We start from the raw sequence: 24,611 nt of genomic DNA, 5'->3' as shown, positions 1-24,611 counted from the left end.
TGCGCCCCGCCTCATCCCGGTCGGCCTGGCGTGCCCTTGCGGGCATGCACCGCGCGCGCCGCCGCCGCACCCGAGCGGATTGCGCCCTCGATGGTGGCGGGCAGGCCCGTGGCCGTCCAGTCCCCTGCCAGCAGAAGGTTGGGCACCATGGTCTGCGTGCCGGGGCGCAGGCGGTCCTGCGCGGGGGTGGCGGCAAAGGTGGCGCGCTTTTCACGCACGATGCGCAGCGGCGGCACTTCTACCGGCAGCGGCGCGGTGGCTGCCGGGTCGATGGCGGCGCGCACCTCGTTCCAGATCAGAGGGGCGAGTTCATCCAGATCACGCCCGGCATAGCGGTTGGCGGCGCTGACCGTGACCGACAGGATGCGGTCCTTGGCGAACACCCATTCACTGATGCCACCCACCACCCCGATAAAGCGCGCCTGCGCCAGCCCGCCGGTCAGCACCGGGGCGGAAGGCAGCAGGAAATGCACGTTCAGGATCGCCTCGAACGCATCGGGCGCGCTGAAGCCGGGCAGTTCGGCCAGCAGGCCCGAGGCCACGGGGGCGGGCACGGCCATGATGACCGTATCCTCCGGGCCGATTTCAATGCGTTCCGCGCCCAGCAGCAACGCCGTGACCGGGCCGCCACGGGTGAATTCCACAGCGCTCACCCGGCTGCCCGTACGCACCTGCGCCCTGAGCACGTCCAGATGGGCAAGGGCGGGGTCAACAAAACTTTCAGAAAGCCCGATGGCGGGGAAGCGCGGCAGGCAGTTGCGCCCGCCCCGGGCCAGGCTTTCCTTCACTACGGCACCGAGCAGGGCGGCGCTGCCGGTATCGGGCATGGTGTTGAGCACCGATATGGCAAACGGCTCAAGCAGGCGGCGCGAGAGGCTGCCAGAAGGCAGGCAGTCCGCCACCACCATATCGGGCGTGGCCTCCATCAGCGCCAGCAGGCCACGCAGCTCGGCCAGCCGCATGCCCGGCACGCGCCTGCGCTTTGAGAGCACCCATAGCGGCACCCGCCCGCGCGAGAGGTCGAGCGTCCAGCGCAGCCGGTCGGCCAGATCAATGAACGGAAAGACCGGGCGCTTCGGCCCCACCAGCGTATCCTGCGCCCCGATCAGGCCCAGGTAGCGGTACACCGCCGGGTTGCCCGACAGCAGCAGGTGGTTGCCATTGTCGATGCGGCAGTCAAGATGCCGGTCATGATACGAGCGCGCGCGACCACCACAGGCGGGCCCGGCCTCGTAAAGCGTAACCTGTTCGCTGCCACCCGCCAGCTCGACCGCGGCGGACAGGCCCGCAAGGCCCCCGCCAATGATATGGACATGCCCCGCCATGGCCTCAGCCCGCCAGCGCGCGCAGCGCGATCAGCACCTTGCGCGGGCGCGAGAGCGACACGCGCTTTTCAGGCGTGCCCCAGCCCTGCCGCTCCTGCGCGCTGAGAATGGCGGCATAGGTCGCCCCCATCAGCCGCGCGGGCCGCATGGCCGTGCGGTCGCACTGCGCCATGGCTGCGGCTGCGGCGCGGAAATGATCATGCGCCCGCGCCGCCAGAATGCGCCCTACCTGCTCCAGTTGCGGCGCATGCACCACGGCGGAAGGCCTGGGCGTAATGCCGAAGCGCTCAAGCAGGTCACGCGGCAGGTAAAGACGGCCAAGCCGGGCATCCTCGGCCACGTCGCGCAGGATGTTTGTGATCTGCAGCGCGCGGCCCAGATGATAGGCCACCTGATCGGCCGCAGGCGAGGAATCGCCAAACACCCGCACCGAAAGCCGCCCCACGGCCGAGGCCACGCGGTCGCAATACAGGTCGAACGTCGCTTCATCGGGGGCCACGATGGGGCCGCGCGCATCCATTTCCATACCGTCGATCACGGCATTGAAATCATCTTGGCGCAGATCGAAGCGGCGGATGGTGGCCATGAGCACGCGGTCAATGCCATCGTGCGCCTCACCGGCATAGAGCCGGGTAATGCGGGCACGCCATTCCTCGAGCCTGCGGCTCTTGTCCTCCGCCTCGCCCTCGTCATCGGCCACGTCATCGACAAGGCGGCAGAAAGCATAGACGGCATACATGCCATATCGCCGGTCAGGCGGCAGGATACGCATGCCCTTGCCAAAGGACGTGCCCGACCGCACCACGATCTGCTCGACCTCGGCCAGGTCGGCAGCATCGCAGCCCAATACCGGCGCCTCATCATGCCGCGCGCGCAAAAAACCCATTCCCGCGTGTTCCGTTCACTTTACGAATTAACAGTTGCGCCTGTTCTTAGCGGCAATCACCTCCAAGAACAAAATCAGGCCCTATCAGACCAGCGTTCGCACCGCCCCCGCAAGGGCTGCAAGCACATCCCCGCGTGAAAGCTTGACGCGGCCTGCCACCGGGTCCTCGCTACGCAGCCGCGTGGCCAGCCGCTTTGACAGCCCCACGATCACGGCCGCCTCCATGCGCATGCGCCGGTCACGGATCAGGCCGGGCAGCAGCGAGGCACGGCGGTTGAGTTCATCCACGCGGTCAAGCAGCTGGTTGAACACCCGGCGCAGGCCGGGGCTGGCGTGGCGGCCACGCAGGTCATCAATGCTGGCACCCGCCTGCGCAAGCCACGGGCGCGGCAGATAGCAGCGGTCAAGATTGCGCAGGTCATCGGCGCAGTCCTGCAGGTGGTTGAGCACCTGCAACGCCGTGCACAGCGCATCCGACGAGCCGAACGTGCCTGCATCCTCGCCATGCAGTTCGAGCAGGAAGCGGCCCACGGGGTTGGCGGAATAGCGGCAGTATTCCTCCAGTTCCTCCCACGAATCGTAGCGGTTCTTCACCGCATCCTGCCTGAAGGCCACGATCAGGTCGGTCGCCGTGGTGGTGGGCACGCCCGTCTCGCGCAACGTCTGGCCCACGCGCACCGCCGTCTGGGCATCGGCGCGGTGGGGGGCGAGGCGCGTGCCAAGCACCACCTCTTCCATCGCGTTGAGGCGGGCGATCTTGGCGGGGGCATCAAGCTGGTCGGTATCGACGATATCATCGATCACCCGGGCGAAATCATAATAGGCATGCACATGCGGGCGCAGCCTGCGGCTGATCAGCAGGGAGCCTACGGGAAAGTTTTCATCCCCGGCATCCTTGCCCGACGAGACATCCGCGCTGCCCCATACGTCCTGCTCATCCGTGTTCACCCTACGTCATCCCCCATGGTGCGGTTCATTACCGTTGCAGCACCCTCGCTGCGCATATGTGTCGAGATCGCGCCATCCGGCTCGGTATAGGCGCGACTTTTCCAGACCACGCCCCGCCCCCGATGGTGATCGAGCGCCGAGCCGATGGTGGCCAGCGTATAGAACCCCGCAATGACCGGCAGCAACAGCGCCCAGGCCGGCGACTGGCCAAACCGGCGCAGCGTGGGCGTGTAGGACGCCATGGACAGCACCCATGCCCCGGCCCCCAGAAGGCAGGGCAGCCCGTGTGCGAGCAGCGCAAGCTGCATCGGCAGCATCCACACCAGCACCATGCCGATGACCGTGCCCACAAGCAGGAAGGGCGAATAGCCAAGCTGCACATAGGCCGTGCGCGCCACCATGCGCCAGATGTCGGAGGGGTGCGGATAGGGCCGGATGGATCTGGCCAGCCCGCTATGGCCTAGATAGATCCGCCCCCCGCTATGCTTGACGTGGGCGGCCAGCGTGCAGTCATCGATCAGCGCGCCGCGCAGGCTCTCGATCCCGCCAATGCGCGCAAGCGCGCTCCAGCGCACCAGCACCGTGCCGCCTGCCGCTCCCGCCACCCTGCTGCGCGGGTTGTTGACGCTGGCAAACGGATAGAGCAGGGCAAAAAAGAAAACGAAGGCCGGCACCAGCATGCGCTCGGCGGGGCTGGTGCAGTTCAGCTCCACCATCTCCGAGACCTGATCGAGCCCGCCCGCCTGCGCCTTGGCCACCAGGGTCGAGACATGGCGCGGGTCGTGGGTGATGTCAGCATCGGTCAGCAGCACGAAACCGCTGGAATCGGGGGCGAGTTCACGCGCGCGGGCCACGCCCTGCGCCACGGCCCACAGCTTGCCGCTCCACCCCGGCGGGCGCGCCTTGCCCGTAACCACGGTCAGCCGCCGCTGCGGGTCGGGCACCGCGCGCGCCAGCCGCCCCGTGCCATCGGTGCTGTTGTCATCCACAAGCACGACATGCAGCGCGCCGGGATAATCCTGCGTGAGCAGCGAGCCAATGCACGCCGCGACCGATGGCGCCTCATCACGCGCTGGCACCACCACGCACACATCGGGGCAGGTTGCCCCGTCAAGCTGCTGGCCTGACACGGGGGCAAGCACCGGCCCCGCCTGCCAGAAGCGGCCATGACAGAAAATAAGCCCGAGCCAGATGACGACTGTCAGAATGGAAAGGGAAAGCAGCAACATGACAGGCTGCTCAATCCAGCATGCCGTGCTGGCGGAACCAGTCGATCGCGTCCGTCACCGCCTCACGCGCGGGGCGCGGGGCGTAACCGAGTTCACGAATCGCCTTGTCCGATGAAAAGAACATTTTCTTGTGAGACATGGCCAGCATCTCGCGCGTGACGCGCGGCGCAATGCCAAAAGCGCGGGACAGCCATTCGCTCGCCACCGCCACCGGCCAGATCACCGCCTGCGGCAGGCTGATGCGCGGCGGGGCCACGCCCGCGATCTCGGCGGTCATGGCGAACAGGTCGCGCAGCAGGTAGTTCTGGCCGCCCAGGATGTATTTCTCGCCAATGCGCCCGCGCTCGAGCGCCAGGGCATGGCCCTCGGCCACGTCATCGACATGCACGATGTTCACGCCGGTATCGACATAAGCGGGCATGCGGCCTGCGGCGCAGTCGAGAATCATCTGGCCTGTGGGCGTGGGCTTGATGTCGCGCGGGCCAACGGGGGTGGAGGGGTTCACGATCACGGCAGGCAGCGCGCGCTCGTGCACCAGGCGCAGCACTTCCTGCTCGGCGCGGTATTTGGAGCGCTTGTAGATGCCGATCACGCCATGTTCATGCACCGGCGTTTCCTCATCGGAGATGGTGCCATCGCCAATCAGCCCCAGCGCCGCGACCGAGGAGCAGTACACGATCCGCTCGACCCCCGCCTTCTGCGCCGCCAGCATCAGGCTGCGCGTGCCTTCCACATTGGCCACCATCATCGGCACCGGGTCGGGCACCCACAGCCGGTAATCCGCCGCGACATGAAACACGTAGCGGCAGCCTTTCACGGCTGCATCAAAGCTTTCGGGGGTGGAGAGATCGCCTTCCACCAGCTCGGCTGGCAGATCACGCAGGTTGGTCAGGTCGCTGCCTTTGCGCACCATGAGCCTGAGCGTATGGCCACGCTCCACCAGATTGCGGGCGACGGCCGAGCCGACAAAACCGGTCGCACCGGTTACAAGGGTTGGGGCAGTCATGGTCTGAACGATCACTCCGTCAGGGGACAGAATTCACGATTGCGATACGGACTCGCAACCAGCGGGCGTTCCATTTATCCCGACACCTCCCAGTGGCGCCAGACCCTGCTGTAGTGTAAGTCAGGCAAAACCAGCCACGGCGGCATCAATTTTCCCCGGTGTCCTGACGCCAACAGACCAAGACGGATCTTTTTTGAGAAAGCTCACAATCCTGCTGGCCCTCCTCGGCCTGGCCCTGCTGACAGGCTGCACCGCCTGGTTCGGTGCCGGATCGGTGATGAAGGCCATCGTCTCCATCGGGGTGGTCGGATTCATGGCGACCGTGGTGGCACAGCTTGCAGTCGATGCAATACTGGGTCTTGCCTGGCACGCGGCTTGCCGGGACATTCCCTTCGTGCAGCTTGTGGTGTCACGCATGATCCGTGACGCTGCCGCGTCGTGCCTGCCCTTCTCGCAGCTTGGCGGCATGGTGCTGGGCATCCGCGCCACCTGCTCGAGCGACCTGTTCGCCCCCCGTGGCAAGGGGCGCCCGGTCAATGGCAGCGAGGCGGCCTGCGCCAACCTTGTCGATATCACCACCGAGGTGATGGGCCAGATCCTGTTCATCCTGACCGCCGTGCTGTGCCTTGTGGCCCACCAGCAGTCCAGCCCGTTCGCGCGCCCGGTCATCATCGGGCTCGTGCTGCTGACCATGGGCATCGCGGGCTTTATCTATACCCAGCGCCGGGGTGGTGACCTGCTCAAGCGCGCGGGCAGGATGCTGGGCCACAACATGGCCGCCCAGTGGCAGGATGCGATGCTGAGCAGCGCTGACAGCATACAGGAGCGTTTTGACGCCATCTGGTCGCATCCGCGCCGCATCGTGGAGGGCGCGCTGCTGCATTACGTGGGCTGGCTGGGCAGTGCCGCCACGATCTGGGTGGCCTATTATTTCCTGGGAGCGCATCTCAGCTTTGGCGGAGCGGTTGCGATCGAGGGCGTGGCGTGCGGCATCATGTCCGTCTCGTTCCTCGTGCCCGCAGGCCTTGGCGTGCAGGAAGCGGCCTATATCACCCTTGGCTCGGCCTTTGGCATTGCGCCTTCCATCTCGCTGGGGCTGTCGCTGCTGCGGCGCGGGCGGGAACTGGTCATCGGCATTCCCATGCTGCTGTTGTGGCAGGCCATGGAAATGCGGGCCCTGCGCCACAAGAAGGCCGCCCCCGCACAGCCGGAAGAAGCGCCCGCCCGCAAGCCCGCAAGCCCGCCGCAGGACTGATTGCACCACCCACTCCTTTGTCACACCCCATAGCCAGACAAGACCGCCCCATGACGGACAAGCCCGCCCCCCTGTTCGATACGCTGGTCATTATCGGCCCCGGCCTGATCGGTTCCTCCATCCTGCGCCGCGCGCATGAGGACCGGCGCATCGCGCGCAGGCTGATCGCATGCGACATAAGCCCCGAAGTGCGCGCGCGCGTGGCTGAACTGGGCATTGCCGATGAAGTCGCGGCCGACCCGGCACGGGCCGTGCGCGATGCGGACTGCGTGATCATCTGCGTGCCGGTCGGCGCGATTGCCATGGTCGCCGCCCAGATCCTGCCTGCCATGAAGAAGGGTGCGATCCTGAGCGAGGTCGGCTCGGTCAAGGTGACGGTGATGGAGGCCATGGCGCCGCTGCTGGCCGCCTACCCCGACATTGCCTTCGTGCCCGCGCACCCGATGGCGGGTACGGAGTTCTCCGGCCCCGATGCCGGTTTCGCCACCCTGTTCGAGGACCGGTGGTGCCTGCTCACGCCCCCTGCGGGCACGCCGGCCACCGCCCTCGCCCGCGTCACAACCCTGTGGGAGATGATGGGTGCCCGCGTGCGCGACATGACGGTGGAACACCATGACCGGGTGTGCGCCATTGTCAGCCACCTGCCGCACCTGCTGGCCTTTACCATATGCGGCACGGCCGATGACCTTGCGGATGAAACGCGCTCGGAAGTGCTGGATTTCGCAGCCTCGGGCTTCCGTGACTTCACCCGCATTGCGGCGTCCGACCCGACGATGTGGCGTGACATCTTCCTCAACAACCGCGAGGCGCTGCTCGACATGCTCGACCGCTTCATTGCCGATGCGCAGGCCATGGGCAACGCCATCCGCACCGGCAACGAGGATGTGATCGTAAGCCGCATCAAGCGCGGGCGCGCCATCCGCCGCAGCCTGATCGAGAACCGGCAGGCCTGAAGAAAACAGACAGATAAAAGTTTTTGGTGAAGCTTTTTTCAAAAAGCTTCAGAAGAACGCCGCCTTTTTGAAAAAAGGCAGCACCCAAAAACTTTTATCATTTCTCTTCAGGTCAGCGTGGCGACCCGCAGCGTGTTGGTGCTGCCCGCCACCCCGAAAGGCAGGCCCGCCGCGATCACCACCGTATCGCCCGCAACGCCATAACCATCGCCCCGGGCCACGGCCAGCGCCTGGTCCACCACGCTCTCCACGGTATGGACCGGGGCTTCCTGCCCGACCGAAACAGCCTGCACACCCCAGGCCACCGCCAGCCTGCGGGCAATCTCATCATTGGGGGTCAGGCCAAGAATGGGGCATGAAGGCCGCTCGCGCGCAATGCGCAGCGCCGTCCGCCCCGACAGGGTAAAGGCCACGATGGCGGCGGCATCGACCGTGGCGGCCACCTGCCGGGTTGCCGCGGCAATCGCGCCCGCAACGGCATGGTCCGGCTCGGGGCTGGAGGTCTCCATCTGGCGGCGCCAGACTTCATCTTCCTCAACACGACGCACGATACGGTCCATGATCGCCACCGCTTCACGCGGGTAGGAGCCTACCGCCGTCTCGGCCGAGAGCATGACCGCATCCGCGCCATCAAACACTGCCGTCGCCACATCGGAGGCCTCGGCGCGGGTGGGAGTCGGGGCGTGAATCATGCTCTCGAGCATCTGCGTCGCCACCACAACGGGGCGGCCAAGCTGGCGGGCGAGGCGGATGATGCGCTTTTGCGCCAGCGGCACCTGCTCGGGTGGCAGCTCAACGCCGAGGTCGCCACGCGCCACCATCACCGCATCCGACAGGGCGATGATCTCGTGCAGGTTGTCCATCGCCTGCGGCTTTTCAAGCTTGGTCATGATCCACGCACGGCCATTGGCCAGCGTGCGCGCCTCGCGCACGTCCTCGGCGCGCTGCACGAAAGACAGGCCGACATATTCAATGCCCAGATCAAGCGCGAACGCCATGTCCGCGCGGTCCTTGTCGGTCAGGGCGGGAATGGGCAGGACCACATCAGGCACGTTCACGCCCTTGTGGTCCGATAGCGGGCCGCCCACCACCACCTCGGTCAGCAGGAAGTCCGGGCCGCGTTCACACACGCGCAGCGCAAGCTTGCCATCATCAAGCAGCAGCGTGCTGTCCACCTGCGCTGCCGCAATGATTTCGGGGTGGGGCAGGTTCACGCGCTTTTCGTTGCCCGGTGCCCCGTCAAGATCGAGCCGGAAGGGCGCGCCCGGCGTCAGCTGCACCCGGCCATTGGCGAAATTGCCCACCCGCAGCTTGGGGCCCTGCACATCGGCAAGGATGCCGATGGGGCGGCCAAGTTCGGCCTCCACATCGCGAATGACCGCATGGCGGGCGGCGTGGTCGGCATGAGTGCCGTGGGAGAAATTGAGCCGGAAAACATCCACCCCCGCCACGGCCAGCGCGCGGATGGTGGCATGGTCGGTCGTGGCCGGGCCAAGGGTCGAGACAATCTTGGTCCGGCGCATGGCACGATAGGGTGTATCCGGCATTTCTTTCTCCGCCTGTTCACGTCATCCTCAGGAGGGCGCTATGACCTCCTGCGGCAAAAGCCCCCACATGGCGCTGCGCTCGATCCAGCCACTGTACTGCTTGACCGAAACCTTGCACCACGGCGTGCCCGCCTGGCACTGGCGCAGCGTGCCCACCACGCCGGGCCGCAGCACGGCCACCACGGCCGATGTGGTGCTGGCATCCGCATGCAGCATGACCGCGCCCTTGATATCCGCCGCATCGGCCACATCCGTCACGTGGCCTACGATGCGGGTATCGGCCCGGCCAATCACGTCAGTCTCCTTGGCGGTGGGCTGGCCCGCCTGCTGGGCATCACCCTGGGGGGGCAGTCCCGGTATGACAAACGTGCGGGTTCCCACCAGGGTTGCCTGATGGACCCAGCCCTTCTGCCCGTCCGAATCCTCAACGAGGCGCCACACATCGAATTCTCGCTCGATTTTCACCGGCAGGCCCCGGCGGTGGTACACCCAGTCAATGGGGTAACGCTGCCCCGGCCCGGTGCGCAGGTTGACCTCATCGGCGCGGAAGGCGGCAAAGCGCGGCAGGGGCAGGCCGGTCACGCTGCCCTTGGTGTTATCAACGGGCGCGAGTGCCGCGGCATCGGCCGGGGGGGCAGGTGGTGGCGTGGCGGGGGCCGGATGGGCCGTGCCAGCCGCAGCAACCCCCACACCCGCCACGGCGCCTGCGCCAGCACCGGCGGCAACCGCTGCCGCATGGTGGTGACGGCCTGCCTCATGCGTGGTCTTTTCAGCCTTTTTTTCCGCCGTTTTTGCGGTCCTGGCGGCCCCATGCACATGGGCGTGGCCAAGACTGGTCGCTGCCTTGGTCGCGGCCGCATGGGCATGATGGTGGGCCGCCACCGTCGCGGCCCGTACTGGCCCTGCCCCCATGGCCAGCACCGCAGCGCAGGCCGCCAGATACCCCCACCGCCGGGTGACACGCGAGGGCCTGCTGGCCGCCCGCGCAAGGAATTCATGCCGCACGCACTGCGCCATCGTGTTCTTCAATCCTTAAAGGGTTATGATCTGCCGCCCCCGGGCGGCTTCGAGAAAAGTGGGAATACCGGCCACCTGTACGCCATCAAGCAACTGCCCGGGCGCAAGATCGCACAGTTTCAGCGCGGCCTCGCACACCATGAGCGTCGCCTCCAGTTCAATCGTGGCTTCACGCAGCGTGTCGATGCCCGCAACGCCACGCGCACGCACGCCTGCATCATCCTCCGCATCATGCAGGCCACGCCAGTCGCGCGCCAGCGCGTGCACGCCCCGCCCCGCCGCGAACATGATGACCGGGCGGCCAATGGCCAGCGCGCCCGCAGCCACCACAAAGGCATAATGCGCGCGGGCATACGCGCCATCATACAACAAGATGGCCAGCGCCCCGTCATCACGCATCATGGCGCAGCGCTTTCGGGCACGCCGCACAGGGCGGGGGCCGGGCCGTGATGGGCCGACAGGTCATGGATGGCAGGATGCGCGCCGCACAGGGCGCAGTCAGGATCGGCTGGCAGGGTAATGGTGTGAAAGCGCATGGCCAGCGCATCCCATACCAGCAGGCGGCCGGACAGGCTCTCGCCTATGCCCAGTATTTCCTTCAGCGCCTCGGTGGCCTGGAGCGTGCCCATCACGCCTGTCACGGCGCCGAACACGCCCGCCTCGGCGCATGACGGCACGGTGCCCGCGGGCGGGGCCTCGGGGTAGAGGCAGCGATAGCACGGGCCGCCGGGGCGGAAGGTGGAAAGCTGCCCCTCAAAACGCAGCACGGCGGCGGAGATGAGGGTGCGCCCTTCCAGCGCGCAGGCATCGGCCACGAGGTAGCGGGTGGCGAAATTGTCGCTGCCATCGCACACCAGGTCATATCCGCGCACCAGCGCGCGGGCATTGTCAGCTGCAAGCCGCACGTTATGACAATCGACCCGTGTTCCCGGATTGATCGCGCGCATGGCGGTCGCTGCCGACTCGACCTTGGGCTGGCCTACGCGCGCGGTCACATGCGCGATCTGGCGTTGCAGGTTGGACAGGTCCACCACGTCATCATCGACCAGCCCGATGCGGCCCACCCCGGCGGCCGCGAGGTAAAGCGCCACGGGCGAGCCCAGGCCGCCTGCGCCAATGACCAGAACGCTGGCGTTTTTCAACGCTTCCTGCCCCGTGCCACCCACCTCAGGCAGGAGGATGTGGCGCGCGTATCGCTGGATCTCTTCGTCGGAAAAATTCATTCCTCTCTCCTGCCCCGCCCGTTGCCGCACCCATGGCGGATACACCCTGCCCCCCGCTGGCGCAGCCGGGAGAAACAGGCTTTCGATCACGATTACGTGAAAATTATGTCACGCAATCATGAAACCAATGCATGCCCGATATGTTTCCAGTATAAGCTCAAGGGCAAGGTGAAACCATTTTGGGGGAGTATAAATCAATGTCATATCTTTCCCGCATGGAAATTCCCGCCAACCTGTTCACCCTGCGCCGCCAGCAGGCGCGGTGGGTATGCGCGGGCACGCTGGCCGCCGCCACCACACTGTATGCGGCCTCGCCCTTCTGCACGCTGTGGTCCATCACGTCGGCCATCCGCACACATGACATGGGCAGCCTCAACACCTGCCTCAAATGGGAATCGGTGCGCAACGGGCTCAAGACGCAGGTGGTCGATGACCTGATCGGCCCGCCCGTGGCTGACGATGAGCTGCCCGCTTTCGGGTCATCCTTCGCCTCATCCGCCGCATCCAACGCGATTGACGAGGAAGTGCGCCCCGACAAGCTGGGCATGCTGGTCGATCACCTGATGCCGCATGAACACAAGCCCGCCACGGCGGCCATGATGCTGGGCATGCTGTGGCGCGTGCATGCGCATTTCACCCATCCCGGCGTGTTCGAGGCAAGCGTAATCATGCCCGGCCATGAGAACGAGACCCCACTGCGGCTGCAGATGCGCATCCACGCCTTCCAGTGGAAGATTCACCGAATCGACCTGCCCGCGCACCCCCAGCAGCCCCTTGTCGAGGCCTCGGCAGGCCCCGTGCCCCAGCCGCTGACGCAGCCCTAGGCTGACCAGACCCCGTGAGGGGACTGGAAAACCATCGCAGCCTCCGGGGCCACCTTTTTCCAAAAGCAGCGTCTGCTGAAGCTTTTTGAAAGAAGCTTCTCCAGAAACTTCTTTCCATTTCCGGGCGTTATGGAGGCCGCCTTACTTCGCGGGGGGCAGGTCTTCTTCGAGAACGGTCATGTGGATGGCGTAGGACACTTCGCCCTCGTCTTCATCGCGATGGACGGTGCCCACCACTTCACCATTGACCGCGAGTTCAACCGACAGCCCGGCACGCGGCGGCGCATTGACGGTAAGCCCCGGCGAGCCCAGCAGACGGCGCAGGCAGACCTGAAGACGCGAAATTTCGGAAGAGGACATGGCACCCATGAAACGTCTGTTCTCCACAATGGCGAGACCCGCCAGAAACAACAATTCAGGGCCTTGTCCGCCCCCCGATCAACGCGCGTGGCAGGTCCGGTCAGGATCGCGCGGCTGCCCCGTGACACATGCGGGCATGGCCGCAGGCTATAAGCACATGTGCCCACCCCTGCAACCGGCGTGCCCATGATTTTCCCCATCCATGCCCTGCCCGCGCCACGATTGCGGTGTTTCCTCACCATAACGCAACACCAGTAAGAAGGGAGAACAAAGACGATGCGCCCAAGCGCTTTTCCCCGGCTGATGCTGCTTGCAGCCCTGCTCGCTCCCACCATCGGGCTGACTGCACTTGCCGCAAGCCTGCCCCCTGCGGGTGCGCCCACCGAGGCCGGCATGGGCCTGAGCGCGCGCGCTCTTGCCCGCCAGCTTCATGAAGAGGGGGCCGAAGCCACCATCAAGGCGCTTGACGAGCACAAGGCCTGGCCACAGCTGCGCCGCGCCGTGGCCGCTGGCTGGTCAGGCTGGATCGAGCTGGTGCCTGAACTGATCAACCATGCCGATGACCAGACAGCCAGCCGCCTGCGCACCGCGCTGCGCCTTGCCCTGCCGCGCAACCCGCGTGCCGTGCTGGCGGTGGTTGATCCGGGCAACGGGCCGCTGCTCGGCGCGGGCGCCCTGTGCACGCCCCATGGCATGACCGCGCACTGGCGCACGACCAGCATCCGCGCCGTAAGCGACGTGCATGACATCCACCTCGCCCACCCGGCCGCTGACTGCCAGGCCGCCCTTGCAGCCAGCAGCGCGGCTACTGGAACGGCAAATAGCGGAACGTGACGTAGATGGTGTTGCCCCCGGTAGTGGGGCTGGCGCCATCGCCGCCCTTGTAGGCGAATTTGCGCAGATAGGTGTACTGCACGCCCGTCATCACCGCGCCATAGCCGCCCTGCAGCACATGCCACCACCCCCCCACGGTCAGGTCGGCAATGGTGTGGGTCTGGGCGTCACAACTGCCGCCGCTGATCTGTTCGACATCACAGCTGGCCAGTGCAAGATCGTTCACGCCATAACCGTACTGGTAGCCATCCGTGCCGGTATAGGTGCGCCTGCCCGCGCTCTCCACGCCACCATACAGATAGACCAGCAGGTTGGAGGTCGGGTGACCGATCAGCCCCATGCTGCCGATGATCTCGGGAATGGGGGCAGGCGTGCCATTGGCCCTGAAGGTGGCATCGGGCAGCATGGCGGGGCCATAACGGCCAATCCCCTCACCTGCCAGCACGTTGCCGGTAAACTGCAGGTAGCGCGGAATGACATGCACCGTCACGTCGCCGCCCACGCCACCGGCAAAGGATACGTGCTCGCGGATCGGCCCGCCCGGCGCCTGCGCCATGGCCTTGAACCAGCGCGCCAGGCCATAGACCTCGTAATGGGCAGGCTTGGTGTCGAGCGCGCCCTTGAGCACGATGTCGGGGGCTACGTCCATGCTGTATTTGGCATTGGGGTTGAGCATGCCCGAGCCTGCATTGCTGTAGAGCAGGGTCGTGTTGGAAGATGCGATGGTATCATCGCTGGCTCCCGTCAGCATGGCGTGACTGCCCCCGTTGGCGGCATAGGCCACCTGCGGCGCCTCAAGCGAAAGCCCGAGCCACCATTTACGCCCGAAATCCTTGATGAAGCGGATCTGCGGCACGCGGGTGAACACGATGCCGGGGATCTGGTTGTTATCGACGACCGGCGGCAGCTGCTCATGGCGCGACAGCAGGCCCTGCGTATAGCCCGTGGTCAGGCTCCATGCCTGGCCTGCCAGCACATGGAAGCCCCACTTGGTGTTGCTGTAGGTCATGTACGCCTGGCGGATGCGCGGCGTGTAGCTGTTGGTCTGGTAGCTGTTGGCGGTGCCGGCCGCACCGCCGAAATCGGTCTCGATATAGCCTGACAGCGTCTCGTCCTTGGTAGGCGAGCCCTGCAGCAGCACGCTCAGGCGGGTGAGCTGGGCGGAGGGACGGTACTCACCGGTATGGGCGTTGGGGCTGTTGGCATAGGGAAAGCTGCCCCAGCTCGTGGCCGGGCCGCTGGTCAGATTCTTGCTGCGATAGATGTTCGAGAAATCAATAAAGCCACCGAGCCTGACCGACACGCCGCCAATGCGGAAAATGGGCGGCAGGCTGTCCACCCCGGTCTGGGTAATGGCCAGCGGGCTGGAGGAATCAAGGTCCAGCTTGGGCTGGCTGGGCACGATGGACTCGGTCATGGTGTTTTCGGCCGCTGCCGCCGCCTGTGCGTCATCCGACAGGGCGGGGCCGCCGATGGTCAGCCGTGACAGGTCGGGCATGGCCGTAATCTGGCCCGACGGGTTGGTGACTGACGTGCTGCTTGCATTCGGGCGCGGACCCGAGCGCAGCGTGCGCCCCGCAAGCACATGCGAGCCACCACCTGTCATGCCGTGACGGGCCTCGAGCTGCTGCACCTTGGCCTCGAGCCGCTGCATCTCGGCATGGAGGGCGCGGATCTCGGCCATGTCATCGGCCTGGGCGGCGGCGGGCGCCGCCATGCCGCCAAGCACGACCATCAGGCCGCCAAGCATCATGCGGGGCCTGCCCGCCCTTTCGGCCCGACAGGAACAGCGGCCTTCTTTCCAACAGCAATCCATCAGCCTGGCGCGTCTGCCCCTGAACACATGATTGATAAAACCCTCACCCACACCCGATGCCTGACGGGATACAGGAGGGATGGCGCATCCTATTATAGAAAAAACATTCAGCTGCTATGCATTAACTATTCTCATGCACGGCTTATATTCGCATCATTTCCTTTATTCCACACCATTCCCTGCTTTAATTCAAGGCCTCTACATGTGTCAGGAAGGGAGTAACACGACATGACCGCACCCCGGCAGACCGGCTCCCCACCCCAGGAGGACCGGCCCCTTGCCGGCGCAGCCCACCCCGACCATCCGCTGCACTGGAAGCTGTATGCGTGCGAAATGGTGGCCACAATGGTGCTCATGCTGTGCGGGATCGTGTCGGTTGCGGTGCTGACCACGCCCTATACCCCCATTGGCCGCGCGCTCGCGCCACACCCGCTGGTGCAGACCGCGCTGTGCGGGCTGTTCTTTGGCCTGTCGGGCACGGTGGCGGCGTTCACGCCGTTCGGGCAGGTCAGCGGGGCGCATGTCAGCCCTTCGGTCTCGCTGGCGTTCAGCCTTGCGGGCAGGCTGGGCGTGATCGATCTGTGCGGCTACGTGGCCGCACAGATGACTGGCGCCTGCCTGGCCACAATACTGCTGGCGGGGCTGGGCCATGTCCTGCCGGTATGGGGGCAGATGGCGCAGGCCTCGGCCTATGCCGCCACCATTCCGTTCGCGCATGTATCCGTGCTGTGGCCACTGGTGACGGAACTGGTGCTGACCGTGCTGCTTGTGCTGATGATCTGCTACCTTGCCGCCCACCCGGTGCTCAAATGGCTCACGCCATGGGCGGGCGGGCTGTTTTTCCTGGCGTGCAACCCCATCTCGGCATGGCTGTCGGGCAACAGCTCCAACCTTGCGCGCAGCTTTGGCCCGGCGCTGATTGCAGGGCAGTGGCAGTCTTTCTGGATCTATGCGCTCGGCCCGTTCATGGGGGCGGCGCTGGCCATTGCCATCATCCGCTCGCGCCTGCTCGGCCGCATCGAGGTCGAGGAGGCACGGCTGGTCAATTTCGGCCATCATGGCCGCATCCCCTCGCTGCTCCATCCCGGCCGCCACAGGCAGGAACGTGAACAGGACACATTATAGTTCCCTGCACAGGGCACGGCTTGCAATCAGCGCGAATTGTTCCCACTATCAGTGCCACTGAATACGAATCGGGGCGCCGCCCCGGTTTACAGACGTTCTCAGGGCGGGGCGAAATTCCCCACCGGCGGTAATTGGTCCTGCATGCAGGGCCATAAGTCCGCGAGCGCCCGACCGCGAAAGCGGGCGGGGTCAAGCAGATCCGGTGCAATTCCGGAACCGACGGTTACAGTCCGGATGAGAGAGAACGGAAACTATGGCCCTGCTTTCCCGCACGGAAGGCAGGCATGTGGTTTTACGCGCCCTGGGTCCGTCCAGATGGATGGAGTACTGTGTTTTGGACGCGTTGCCACAGGGTTCCCACGCCAGCACCACGCAGGCCCCCGCCCTGCCGCCCGCCATCGCCCACGCCTTTCGCGCGGCGGTGGATGAAGCCGCGCGCCATGTGGGCGCCACCACGCCCAACCCGCCCGTGGGCTGCGCCATCCTTGATGCCGAAGGCACCATTCTCGCCACCGGCGGCCACCACCGCGCGGGCACGCCCCATGCCGAGGTGCAGGCCATAAACCAGTGCCGCGAGCGTGGTCTGCTGGCGCGCGCGCATACGGCGGTCGTCACCCTCGAGCCATGCAACCACACCGGGCGCACCGGGCCGTGCTCGCTCGCACTGCTCGCAACCCCCATCCGCACCGTATGGATTGGCGTGCGCGACCCCAACCCGCATGTGGAAGGCGGCGGAGCAGACACGCTGCGCCAGCGCGGCTGCACGGTGCATGTGCTTCAGCCCGCAGGCCCCCAGGGGCCCATGCAGGCGCTGTGCCGCAGCCTGCTTGCCCCCTTCACCCACTTCATGCGTACCGGCCAGCCGTGGATCACGGTCAAGCAGGCGCTTGACGCCCATGGTTCCATGGTGCCGCCCGCGGGCCAGACCACCTTCACCACCACAGCCTCGCTCACGCTTGCGCACCGCCTGCGCCGGGCGAGTGATGCGGTGATTACCGCCACCGGCACCATAAACGCCGACCGCCCCGGCCTTGACGTGCGCCATGTGCCCGACCATCCGGGCCGCGCGCCGCGCATCCTCGCCATCTGCACCCGCGCGGGCGAGGTGGATGAAGCCTACCTCACCGCCGCGCGCAACCGGGGCTTCGAGATACGGGTCTGCACCGACATCGCCGCCCTGCCCGACATGCTCGGCGAGGCGGGTGTTACATGGGCGCTGGTGGAGGCCGGCCCGAAACTGCTGGCCGAAATCGAGGCCCGCGGGCTGTGGCACGACTGGCTGAGCATTACCGCAGGCCCCGATGGCACGGACCGGTACGACGTGCGCGTGCGCGAAGGCGACGTAACGCCGCTGCGCCTGTTCCCCGAACTTGCCGCCGCATAAGGAGTAAGCATGTTTTCTGGCATTATCGAGCACCAGGGACAGGTCAGCGCCGCGCGGCGGCTTGACCGCGATCTGGACATAACGGTGCAGACGGGCATCACCGACCTTGCTCTTGGCGAGAGCATCGCCGTCAATGGCGTGTGCCTGACCGTGACCTCCTTCGATGCCGCGGGCACGGCCACCTTCTTCATCAGTTCCGAGACGCTGGACCGCACGGCGCTTGGCCGCATTGAGGCCGGGCATACCGTCAACCTCGAACGCGCGGTCACCCCCGCAACACGGCTTTCGGGCCATATCGTGCAGGGGCATGTCGATGGCACGGGCCGCCTGCTCGCAGTGCGCGAGGAAGGCGAGGCGCGGCACATCACCTTCACCATTCCCGCCCGGCTGCGCCGCTACCTGGTCGAGAAAGGCTCCATCACCATTGATGGCATCAGCCTTACCCTGAACGCCGTGGGCGCACCGGGCGAGGATGGCTGCAATGCGGATGAATTCCGCATTGCCCTGATGATTATCCCCCACACATGGGAACACACCACCCTTGGCGGCCTGAAGCCAGGCGACGCCGTGAACATCGAAGTCGATGTCATTGCTAAATATGTGGAGAGCGTATGTCAGTATCGTTGATGCCCCCGGCACTGGCGCAGGCCATAGAAACCATCCGCCGGGGCGGGATGATCATCCTTGTGGATGACGAGGACCGCGAGAACGAGGGCGACCTGGTCATGGCCGCCGAACTCATGACGCCAGACGCCATGAACTTCATGGTGACCCATGCGCGCGGGCTGGTGTGCATGCCCATGTCGCCCGAGCGCATCACGCAGCTCAGCCTGCCCATGATGACACAGGTGAACACCTGCCCGCGCGGCACGGCGTTTACCGTCTCCATCGAGGCACGCGAGGGGGTGACTACCGGCATCTCGGCCGCTGACCGCGCCGAGACCGTGCTGGTGGCAGCGGCACCTGATGCAAAGCCTGAGGATCTGGTCTCACCGGGCCACATCTTCCCGCTGCGCGCGGTGCCCGGTGGCACGGTAGCGCGCCCCGGCCACACCGAGGCCTCGGTGGACCTTGCCCGCATGGCGGGGCTGATCCCGGCCGCCGTGATCTGCGAGATCATGAACGAGGACGGCACCATGGCCCGCATGGACGACCTCCGCCCCTACGCCAAGCGCCACGGGTTGCAGATCCTGTCCATCGCCGAGCTGGCAAAATGGCTGAAGGACAACCCTATTGCAGCGCAAGGCGCGGAAAAGCCCGCCATCGAGCAGGTTGCCCAGGCCCGCCTGCCCAGCCGCTTTGGCGGGCCGGACATGATGATCCACGCCTTCCGCGCGCCCGATGGCACGGAGCATGTGGCCATGGTCAAGGGCGAACCCGGCAGGCCGGGCAGCGTGCCACTGGTGCGCCTGCACTCGGAATGCGTGACGGGGGATGCGCTGGGCTCGCTGCGCTGCGATTGCGGGGCGCAGCTACAGGGCGCGCTCGAGCAGATTGGCCGGGCGGAATCCGGCGTGCTGGTCTATGTGCGCGGGCATGAGGGGCGCGGCATTGGCCTTGCCAACAAGATCCGCGCCTACGCGCTGCAGGATGAGGGGCTGGATACGGTGGACGCCAACCACCGGCTGGGCTTCGAGACCGATGCGCGCGACTGGCAGGCGGCATCAGACATCCTGCGCGCGCTGGGCGTGAACCGGCTCGACCTGCTGACCAACAACCCCGACAAGGTCCACGCCCTGCAACGCCACGGCTTTGACGTGCGCAGGCGCATTGCGCTGGCCATTGCGCCCAACCCCTTCAACCGCGCCTATCTGGAAGCCAAGCGCACCCGGATGGGCCATGCCCTGTGCGAACCCGCGACAGCAGATGCCAACTGATAAAAGCTTCGAAGACGCCGTCTTTTTGAAAAAAGGCGGCACCCAAAAACTTTTATCCTTTTTTCAAATCTAACAATTCACAACGGACAACGTCGGATATGAGCACCAACATCCCTTCCACCACGGTCGAGCTCGACTTCGCCCATCCGCCACGCCTTGCCATCGTGGTCAGCCGCTTCAATGAAGAGGTGACCCACGGCCTGCGTGACGGCGCGCTGGCATGGCTGAAGGAACACGCCATTTCCATGCGTGATGAAGATGTGATGTATGCACCTGGCGCATACGAACTGCCGCTGATCGCGCAGACCCTGGCCAAAACCGGCCGTTATGATGGCGTGGTGTGCCTCGGCTGCGTGGTGAAGGGGGATACCGCCCATTTCGAGTTCATCAGCCTTGGGGCGGCGGTTGGCCTGCAACAGGCAGCGCTGAACACGGATGTGCCGATCGCCTTTGGCGTGCTGACCACCTACACCGATGAGCAGGCCATCGTCCGCTCGCGTGATGACGTGCACAACAAGGGCCGCGAAGCCGTGGCCGCCTGTGTTGAAAGTCTCGCATTGCTTCAGAAAATCAGAGGCTGCTAAAGTAAAACCGGGCCAATGAATGGCTGAAAACAGCCTTTCTGCGGTCCTGTTTTGGGTGACAGGGATGGCGGATGCGGCAGCTTACCTTCCTCGCCGGAGCATTCGGTGTCGGCCTTACGGTCTGGATGCTGGGGCGTTTCGGCCTGCATGACATCCTCGGGCTGATCGCGGCCGGGGGATGGAGCATTCCTGCCATCATCATTTTCCATGTCACCCAGGTCTGCGCCTCGGCGCAGGCATGGCGCCTGCTGGCCCAGACCGGGCGGCCCAAGCTGGCCTTTGCCGATTTCTTTGCCCTGCGCTGCGCGCGTGAGGGCATCAACAACCTGCTGCCCGTAGCCCAGGTGGGCGGCGAGGTCATCACCACCCGCCTGCTGGCCCGGCGGGATGACACCGGCATCAAGCAGGCCGCCGCCTCGACCATATGCGACCTGACCATCGAACTGCTCAGCCAGGTCACCTTCACGCTCATCGGGCTGGGGGTGCTGTTCTGCCTCGTCAACCGCTCGCATGTGACTGACGAACTCATGGAAAGTGCGGGGGCTGCCCTGCTGCTTGGCGCCATATTCTTTGGCAGCCAGTACCTCGGCGCCATTGCACTGGTGGAAAAGCTGCTGGTGCGCATCGCCGCCCATCTGGGGTGGGACGGGATAGACGACATCCGTGGCCTGCATGCCCAGATCCTGACCCTGTACCGCACGCGTGAGAACTCGCTGCGCGCGGGGGCGCTGCAACTGCTGGGCTGGTCGCTTGGCATGTTCGAGGTTTTTGTGGTGCTTGCGGCGATGGGCCACCCGCTTTCACTGGCTGACAGTTTCGTGATCGAAAGTGTCGGGCAGGCCGCGAAATCGGCGGGGTTTGCCGTGCCGGGCGCGCTTGGCGTGTCGGAGGGAGGATATATCCTGATTGGCGGTCTGCTTGGCCTTTCCCCGCAGGAGGGGATCGCGCTCTCGCTCATCAAACGCCTGCGCGAGATCGCCTGGGGCCTGCCCTCGCTTGTGGCGTGGCAGGTGATGGAAATGCGCTGGGTCCGCCCCAATCCCGCCAAGGACATGCGCCTGCCCCACCAGTCCTGACCGGGCGGGGGCCGTTTTTTGTAAAAGAGTGTTACCCAGCAAATAATTGATGAAAAAAACAAGGCCCCGGCTGCCGCCTTTTTTCACCACGGCGGCGTCTTGCAAAGCTTTTTGAAAAAAGCTTTGCCAAAAACTTCTTTATGATTTGCCAGTTTTTTCGTGGGTAGCCCTTTCGGGTGCCATAAGCCCCGCTGGCACCGGCGCCACCGGCATCAGCCCATGGCGGGAAAGAACCACCTTGCATCGGCACCGCATCATGGGCCAAACCGTACTTCTTCACCGACTGCCGCGTTCATGCGGCATGGGGTCAGGTTTCTGAAGGGCTGAATACTCGTCATGCTATCGGTACCGCTTGGGCGTCTTGTCGCTTTGTGTTCCCGCCATGCCATTGCTGTCGTGCTGGCGTTTGCCGTGCTGATTGCTGGCGCGACCTATGCCAGCTACGCGCTGCTCGGCGTCACCACCGATACGGACCAGATGTTCTCGTCCTCGCTGGACTGGAAGAAGCGCTCGGATGAAATGGGCCGCCTGTTCCCGCAAAAGCAGGACCAGCTCGTGGCCGTGATCGACGCCGCCCTGCCCGAGGAAGCACAGCAGACAGCCCTCGGCCTTGCGGCCAGACTGCGCGGCGACCATGAGCACTTCAATTACGTCACCACGCCGCAAACCGATCCGTATCTGGTGCGCAACGGGCTGATGTTCCTTGACCCCAAGGCGCTCGAGCGCGTGCTCAACACCACCATCACCGCCCAGCCCTTCCTAAGCGAACTTGCGGCCGACCCTTCGGGGCGCGGGCTGTTCAGCGCGCTCAACCTCATTGCACTTGGCGTGGCGCAGGGGCAGGCCAACCTTGGCAACTTCCATGCCGCCCTTGATGGCTTCGCCACCACGTTGCAGCATTCGGTCGATGGCACGCCCGAGCCCCTGTCATGGGAGCGGCTGCTGGCGGGTGACCTGGCCGACCTTGGCGGCAAGTTCCAGTTTGTCGTGACCCAGCCCAAGCTGGATTATGATTCCTTCCAGCCCGGTGGTGCGGCATCCGACGCCATCCGTGCGGCTGCCAACGACCTGCCTTTTGTCAAAAGCGGGCGGGCGCATGTACATATCACGGGTGATACCCAGATCGCGGATGAGGAATTCGCCACCGTGGCCGAAGGCATGGTGGCGGGCCTGCTCGGCTCGCTGGTGCTGGTCACGCTGTGGCTGATTCTGGCGGTGCATACGTGGCGCATCATCGTGCCGATCATCATCACGCTGGTGTCGGGGCTGCTGCTCACCACCGGGTTTGCCGCCATCGTGGTGGGCAAGCTCAACCTGATCTCGGTGGCGTTCGCCATCCTGTTCGTCGGCATTGCGGTGGACTTCGCCATCCAGTTCTCGGTCCGCTTCCGCGCGCAGGCCAACCCCGATGGGTCCGCGCTGAGCCTGCCCGCAGCCCTTGAGCAGACCGGCAACGAGACCGGCCACCAGATCCTTGTTGCCGCCATGGCCACCTCGGCGGGGTTCCTGGCCTTTACGCCCACCGCCTTCGTAGGTGTTGCGCAGCTGGGGCTGATTGCCGGTTTTGGCATGGTGTTCGCCTTCGTCTGCACGCTTACGCTGCTGCCCGCACTGCTGCGGCTGTTCCGCCCCACGGCGGGGCATGGCACGATCGGCTTTGCCTTCGCACGGCCCATCGACACCGCCATCCGCCACCATCGCAAGCCCATCCTTGCAGCCTTTGTGGTAGTGGCGCTGGTGGGGCTGGCACTGGTGCCGCGCCTGACCTTCGATGCCGACCCACTGCATACCAAGAACCCCAAATCCGAGGGCATGGTCACGCTGGGCATGCTCATGTCCGAGCCGCAATATTCACCCTATACGGTCGATGTGCTGATGCCGGACCTCAAGCAGGCCGCCGCCATGTCGGACAAACTTTCGGGCCTGCCGCTGGTGCATGACGCGCTTTGGCTCGGCTCGATGGTGCCTGCCGACCAGAAGACCAAGCTGCCGCTGATTCAGGATGCCGCCAACATCCTGCTGCCCACCCTGATCGTGCCCGACCCCAAGCCCGCGCCCGATGCCGCCGCCCTGCGCGCCGCCGCCGCCAAGACGGCGGGCGATCTCGGCGGCGTGCTGGACAAGCTGCCCGCCAATGACCCGCTGCGCCGCATCCAGTCGGCGCTGGCGCAGCTGGCAAAGGCCGATGATGCGCGCGTGATGGCCACCAACGAGGCGCTGGTGCGCTTCCTGCCCATGCAGCTGAACATGCTGCGCGACATGCTGCAGGTTAAGGAAGTGGGCATTGCCGACGTGCCCAAGCAGCTGGCACGTGACTACCTGCTGCCTGACGGGCGGGCCCTCGTCGAGGTCCATCCCAGCCACGACATGCAGGGCAACCGCGCGCTGCACCAGTATGTAGGCGAGATCCAGAAGATCGCCCCCACGGCGGCGGGTTCGGCCATCGACATCGTGCAGAGTGCCGCCACCATGGTGCATGCCTTTGTCACCGCCGCCGCTGCGGCCATTGTCATGATCGCCATCATCCTGGCCGTGGCCCTGCGCAAGCTGCTTGATACGGCGCTGGTGCTCGCCCCGCTGCTGCTCTCGGCGCTGATGACGGTCATCCTGATTATCGTGGTGCCCGAGCAGCTCAACTTCGCCAACATCATCGCCCTGCCCCTGCTGCTGGGCGTGGGCGTATCGTTCAACATCTATTTTGTCATGAACTGGCGGGCAGGCATCAGGTCGCCGCTATCCAGCCCCACGGCGCGTGCGGTGCTGTTCTCGGCGCTGACCACGGGCACGGCGTTCGGCTCGCTCGCGGCCTCGCACCATCCGGGCACGGCCAGCATGGGTCGCCTGCTGCTGCTTTCGCTGGCCTGCACGCTGATTGCGACCCTGATTTTTGTGCCCGCCCTGCTGCCCAAGCGCGCGATTGATGAGGAATGACCCTGCAGGGGGCACAGCAAAAAGGCCGCATCCTTCGGGGTGCGGCCTTTTTTATTATAAAAGTTTTTGAGGGCCACTTTTTAAAAAAAGGGCGTTCTTTTGAAGCTTTTTGCAAAAAGCTTCACCAAAAACTTTTATCTTTTTGTCGAATGATCAGGATTTGAACCAGACCTCGACCGGACCGGTGACCTTCATGGTCATGGGGTTGCCAAAGCGGTCGGTGCCACGGCCCACGGCCAGGCGCACCCAGCCTTCGCTGATGCAGTATTCCTCGACATTGTTCTTCTCGATGCCCTTGAAGCGCACGCCAATGCCGCGCTCGAGCAGGGCTTCGTCATAAAAGGGGCTGGTCGGATTGACGGACAGGCGATCGGGAGGGGTATCGGTCATGGCTGGTCTTTTTTCCGTATG

General features: G+C 65.3%; 24 protein-coding genes and 1 riboswitch. Of the genes, 11 read left to right on the top strand and 13 right to left on the bottom strand.

Annotated elements, in window-relative coordinates:
• Positions 1-11: 11 nt before the first annotated feature.
• The 5 genes from hpnE to hpnA form a co-directional block, all read right to left on the bottom strand.
• Positions 12-1,325, bottom strand: a complete 1,314-nt coding sequence (gene hpnE, locus CDI09_RS05305) for a hydroxysqualene dehydroxylase HpnE (protein ID WP_078525472.1) — start codon at positions 1,323-1,325, stop codon at positions 12-14.
• Positions 1,326-1,329: 4 nt separating this feature from the next.
• Positions 1,330-2,211, bottom strand: coding sequence for a presqualene diphosphate synthase HpnD (gene hpnD / locus CDI09_RS05300; RefSeq protein WP_078525474.1), 882 nt, complete (start codon positions 2,209-2,211; stop codon positions 1,330-1,332).
• An 84-nt stretch (positions 2,212-2,295) separates the two neighbouring features.
• On the bottom strand, positions 2,296-3,159 hold the full coding sequence (hpnC, locus tag CDI09_RS05295) for a squalene synthase HpnC (protein ID WP_078525476.1): 864 nt from the start codon (positions 3,157-3,159) through the stop codon (positions 2,296-2,298).
• Positions 3,156-4,388 (bottom strand): glycosyltransferase, encoded by a 1,233-nt coding sequence (locus CDI09_RS05290; protein ID WP_078525478.1) that lies wholly within the window; start codon positions 4,386-4,388, stop codon positions 3,156-3,158. The genes hpnC and CDI09_RS05290 overlap by 4 nt, the downstream gene beginning before the upstream one ends.
• 10 nt (positions 4,389-4,398) lie before the next feature.
• Positions 4,399-5,394 carry a hopanoid-associated sugar epimerase gene (gene hpnA, locus CDI09_RS05285; protein WP_078525480.1) on the bottom strand — a complete coding sequence of 332 codons (996 nt, stop codon included), beginning with the start codon at positions 5,392-5,394 and terminating at the stop codon, positions 4,399-4,401.
• A 193-nt stretch (positions 5,395-5,587) separates the two neighbouring features.
• Between hpnA and CDI09_RS05280 the strand changes: the two genes are divergently transcribed.
• Positions 5,588-6,649 carry a lysylphosphatidylglycerol synthase domain-containing protein gene (locus tag CDI09_RS05280; RefSeq protein ID WP_078525482.1) on the top strand — a complete coding sequence of 354 codons (1,062 nt, stop codon included), beginning with the start codon at positions 5,588-5,590 and terminating at the stop codon, positions 6,647-6,649.
• Between the two features lie 50 nt (positions 6,650-6,699).
• Entirely contained in the window at positions 6,700-7,602 is a 903-nt protein-coding gene (locus CDI09_RS05275; protein WP_078525484.1) for a prephenate dehydrogenase/arogenate dehydrogenase family protein, read from the top strand.
• 107 nt (positions 7,603-7,709) lie between these two features.
• Here the strand turns inward: CDI09_RS05275 and pyk are convergent, their stop codons facing one another.
• The 4 genes from pyk to CDI09_RS05255 are packed head-to-tail and all read right to left on the bottom strand — an operon-like array spanning position 7,710 to position 11,389.
• On the bottom strand, positions 7,710-9,149 hold the full coding sequence (gene pyk / locus CDI09_RS05270) for a pyruvate kinase (RefSeq protein ID WP_078525486.1): 1,440 nt from the start codon (positions 9,147-9,149) through the stop codon (positions 7,710-7,712).
• Positions 9,150-9,176: 27 nt separating this feature from the next.
• Positions 9,177-10,166, bottom strand: coding sequence for an SH3 domain-containing protein (locus CDI09_RS05265; protein ID WP_078525488.1), 990 nt, complete (start codon positions 10,164-10,166; stop codon positions 9,177-9,179).
• Between the two features lie 15 nt (positions 10,167-10,181).
• A complete protein-coding gene (locus CDI09_RS05260; protein WP_078525490.1) occupies positions 10,182-10,568 on the bottom strand; it encodes a DsrE family protein in 387 nt (128 codons plus the stop codon).
• A complete protein-coding gene (locus CDI09_RS05255; RefSeq protein ID WP_078525492.1) occupies positions 10,565-11,389 on the bottom strand; it encodes a HesA/MoeB/ThiF family protein in 825 nt (274 codons plus the stop codon). Before CDI09_RS05255 ends, CDI09_RS05260 begins: the two co-directional genes overlap by 4 nt.
• Before the next feature lie 197 nt (positions 11,390-11,586).
• On the opposite strand from CDI09_RS05255, the gene CDI09_RS05250 reads away from it, so the two are divergent.
• A complete protein-coding gene (locus CDI09_RS05250; RefSeq protein ID WP_078525494.1) occupies positions 11,587-12,213 on the top strand; it encodes a DUF2939 domain-containing protein in 627 nt (208 codons plus the stop codon).
• Positions 12,214-12,354: 141 nt separating this feature from the next.
• On the opposite strand, the gene CDI09_RS05245 is transcribed toward CDI09_RS05250, so the two are convergent.
• On the bottom strand, positions 12,355-12,582 hold the full coding sequence (locus CDI09_RS05245; RefSeq protein WP_061273942.1) for a DUF3126 family protein: 228 nt from the start codon (positions 12,580-12,582) through the stop codon (positions 12,355-12,357).
• Positions 12,583-12,849: 267 nt separating this feature from the next.
• Between CDI09_RS05245 and CDI09_RS05240 the strand changes: the two genes are divergently transcribed.
• Positions 12,850-13,407, top strand: coding sequence for a hypothetical protein (locus CDI09_RS05240; protein ID WP_236944436.1), 558 nt, complete (start codon positions 12,850-12,852; stop codon positions 13,405-13,407).
• Here CDI09_RS05240 and CDI09_RS05235 read toward each other — a convergent pair.
• On the bottom strand, positions 13,379-15,160 hold the full coding sequence (locus tag CDI09_RS05235; RefSeq protein ID WP_236944437.1) for a hypothetical protein: 1,782 nt from the start codon (positions 15,158-15,160) through the stop codon (positions 13,379-13,381). The two genes, CDI09_RS05240 and CDI09_RS05235, sit on opposite strands and share 29 nt — an antisense overlap.
• 291 nt (positions 15,161-15,451) lie before the next feature.
• On the opposite strand from CDI09_RS05235, the gene CDI09_RS05230 reads away from it, so the two are divergent.
• The 6 genes from CDI09_RS05230 to CDI09_RS05205 all read left to right on the top strand — a co-directional run bounded on the left by CDI09_RS05230 (position 15,452) and on the right by CDI09_RS05205 (position 21,269).
• Positions 15,452-16,348, top strand: coding sequence for an MIP/aquaporin family protein (locus CDI09_RS05230; RefSeq protein ID WP_078525496.1), 897 nt, complete (start codon positions 15,452-15,454; stop codon positions 16,346-16,348).
• Positions 16,349-16,438: 90 nt separating this feature from the next.
• Positions 16,439-16,598, top strand: a riboswitch (FMN riboswitch).
• A 135-nt stretch (positions 16,599-16,733) separates the two neighbouring features.
• Entirely contained in the window at positions 16,734-17,732 is a 999-nt protein-coding gene (gene ribD / locus CDI09_RS05225) for a bifunctional diaminohydroxyphosphoribosylaminopyrimidine deaminase/5-amino-6-(5-phosphoribosylamino)uracil reductase RibD (RefSeq protein WP_078527863.1), read from the top strand.
• Positions 17,733-17,741: 9 nt separating this feature from the next.
• Positions 17,742-18,359 (top strand): riboflavin synthase, encoded by a 618-nt coding sequence (locus CDI09_RS05220; protein ID WP_078525498.1) that lies wholly within the window; start codon positions 17,742-17,744, stop codon positions 18,357-18,359.
• On the top strand, positions 18,359-19,609 hold the full coding sequence (gene ribB, locus CDI09_RS05215) for a 3,4-dihydroxy-2-butanone-4-phosphate synthase (protein ID WP_078525500.1): 1,251 nt from the start codon (positions 18,359-18,361) through the stop codon (positions 19,607-19,609). Before CDI09_RS05220 ends, ribB begins: the two co-directional genes overlap by 1 nt.
• A 98-nt stretch (positions 19,610-19,707) precedes the next feature.
• The gene (gene ribH, locus CDI09_RS05210) at positions 19,708-20,193 is read left to right on the top strand and encodes a 6,7-dimethyl-8-ribityllumazine synthase (protein ID WP_078525502.1); all 486 of its coding nucleotides are present in this window, start codon (positions 19,708-19,710) and stop codon (positions 20,191-20,193) included.
• Positions 20,194-20,264: 71 nt separating this feature from the next.
• Complete coding sequence (locus CDI09_RS05205; RefSeq protein ID WP_078525504.1) at positions 20,265-21,269, top strand: lysylphosphatidylglycerol synthase domain-containing protein; 1,005 nt, start codon at positions 20,265-20,267, stop codon at positions 21,267-21,269.
• Between the two features lie 31 nt (positions 21,270-21,300).
• Here CDI09_RS05205 and CDI09_RS17540 read toward each other — a convergent pair whose 3' ends face one another.
• Entirely contained in the window at positions 21,301-21,549 is a 249-nt protein-coding gene (locus CDI09_RS17540; protein ID WP_146220806.1) for a hypothetical protein, read from the bottom strand.
• Positions 21,550-21,605: 56 nt separating this feature from the next.
• Here CDI09_RS17540 and CDI09_RS05200 point away from each other — a divergent pair, with 56 nt between their 5' ends.
• A complete protein-coding gene (locus CDI09_RS05200) occupies positions 21,606-24,200 on the top strand; it encodes an MMPL family transporter (RefSeq protein WP_078525506.1) in 2,595 nt (864 codons plus the stop codon).
• A 153-nt stretch (positions 24,201-24,353) separates the two neighbouring features.
• Here CDI09_RS05200 and CDI09_RS05195 read toward each other — a convergent pair whose 3' ends face one another.
• Positions 24,354-24,590: a DUF3297 family protein gene (locus CDI09_RS05195; protein WP_061275528.1), complete on the bottom strand. Its 237-nt coding sequence runs from the start codon at positions 24,588-24,590 to the stop codon at positions 24,354-24,356.
• Between the last annotated feature and the right edge of the window lie 21 nt (positions 24,591-24,611).

Source organism: Komagataeibacter nataicola, assembly GCF_003207795.1.
In the GTDB taxonomy this organism is placed as follows: Bacteria; Pseudomonadota; Alphaproteobacteria; order Acetobacterales; family Acetobacteraceae; genus Komagataeibacter; species Komagataeibacter nataicola.
Note: the sequence above shows the minus strand (reverse complement) of the source record. Positions and strands in the feature narration are given on the sequence as shown.

Coding starts and splice junctions, on each gene's coding strand:
- CDI09_RS05255 (WP_078525492.1), bottom strand. CDS start 11,389: ATGAATTTTTCCGACGAAGAGATCCAGCGATACGCGCGCCACATCCTC.
- ribH (WP_078525502.1), top strand. CDS start 19,708: ATGAGCACCAACATCCCTTCCACCACGGTCGAGCTCGACTTCGCCCAT.
- CDI09_RS05195 (WP_061275528.1), bottom strand. CDS start 24,590: ATGACCGATACCCCTCCCGATCGCCTGTCCGTCAATCCGACCAGCCCC.
- CDI09_RS05250 (WP_078525494.1), top strand. CDS start 11,587: ATGTCATATCTTTCCCGCATGGAAATTCCCGCCAACCTGTTCACCCTG.
- hpnA (WP_078525480.1), bottom strand. CDS start 5,394: ATGACTGCCCCAACCCTTGTAACCGGTGCGACCGGTTTTGTCGGCTCG.
- ribB (WP_078525500.1), top strand. CDS start 18,359: ATGCCCCCGGCACTGGCGCAGGCCATAGAAACCATCCGCCGGGGCGGG.
- CDI09_RS05235 (WP_236944437.1), bottom strand. CDS start 15,160: ATGATGCTTGGCGGCCTGATGGTCGTGCTTGGCGGCATGGCGGCGCCC.
- CDI09_RS05290 (WP_078525478.1), bottom strand. CDS start 4,388: ATGTTGCTGCTTTCCCTTTCCATTCTGACAGTCGTCATCTGGCTCGGG.
- pyk (WP_078525486.1), bottom strand. CDS start 9,149: ATGCCGGATACACCCTATCGTGCCATGCGCCGGACCAAGATTGTCTCG.
- CDI09_RS05205 (WP_078525504.1), top strand. CDS start 20,265: ATGCGGCAGCTTACCTTCCTCGCCGGAGCATTCGGTGTCGGCCTTACG.
- hpnE (WP_078525472.1), bottom strand. CDS start 1,325: ATGGCGGGGCATGTCCATATCATTGGCGGGGGCCTTGCGGGCCTGTCC.
- CDI09_RS05240 (WP_236944436.1), top strand. CDS start 12,850: ATGCGCCCAAGCGCTTTTCCCCGGCTGATGCTGCTTGCAGCCCTGCTC.
- hpnD (WP_078525474.1), bottom strand. CDS start 2,211: ATGGGTTTTTTGCGCGCGCGGCATGATGAGGCGCCGGTATTGGGCTGC.
- CDI09_RS05260 (WP_078525490.1), bottom strand. CDS start 10,568: ATGATGCGTGATGACGGGGCGCTGGCCATCTTGTTGTATGATGGCGCG.
- CDI09_RS05230 (WP_078525496.1), top strand. CDS start 15,452: ATGACCGCACCCCGGCAGACCGGCTCCCCACCCCAGGAGGACCGGCCC.
- CDI09_RS05265 (WP_078525488.1), bottom strand. CDS start 10,166: ATGGCGCAGTGCGTGCGGCATGAATTCCTTGCGCGGGCGGCCAGCAGG.
- CDI09_RS05245 (WP_061273942.1), bottom strand. CDS start 12,582: ATGGGTGCCATGTCCTCTTCCGAAATTTCGCGTCTTCAGGTCTGCCTG.
- CDI09_RS05200 (WP_078525506.1), top strand. CDS start 21,606: ATGCTATCGGTACCGCTTGGGCGTCTTGTCGCTTTGTGTTCCCGCCAT.
- CDI09_RS05275 (WP_078525484.1), top strand. CDS start 6,700: ATGACGGACAAGCCCGCCCCCCTGTTCGATACGCTGGTCATTATCGGC.
- CDI09_RS05220 (WP_078525498.1), top strand. CDS start 17,742: ATGTTTTCTGGCATTATCGAGCACCAGGGACAGGTCAGCGCCGCGCGG.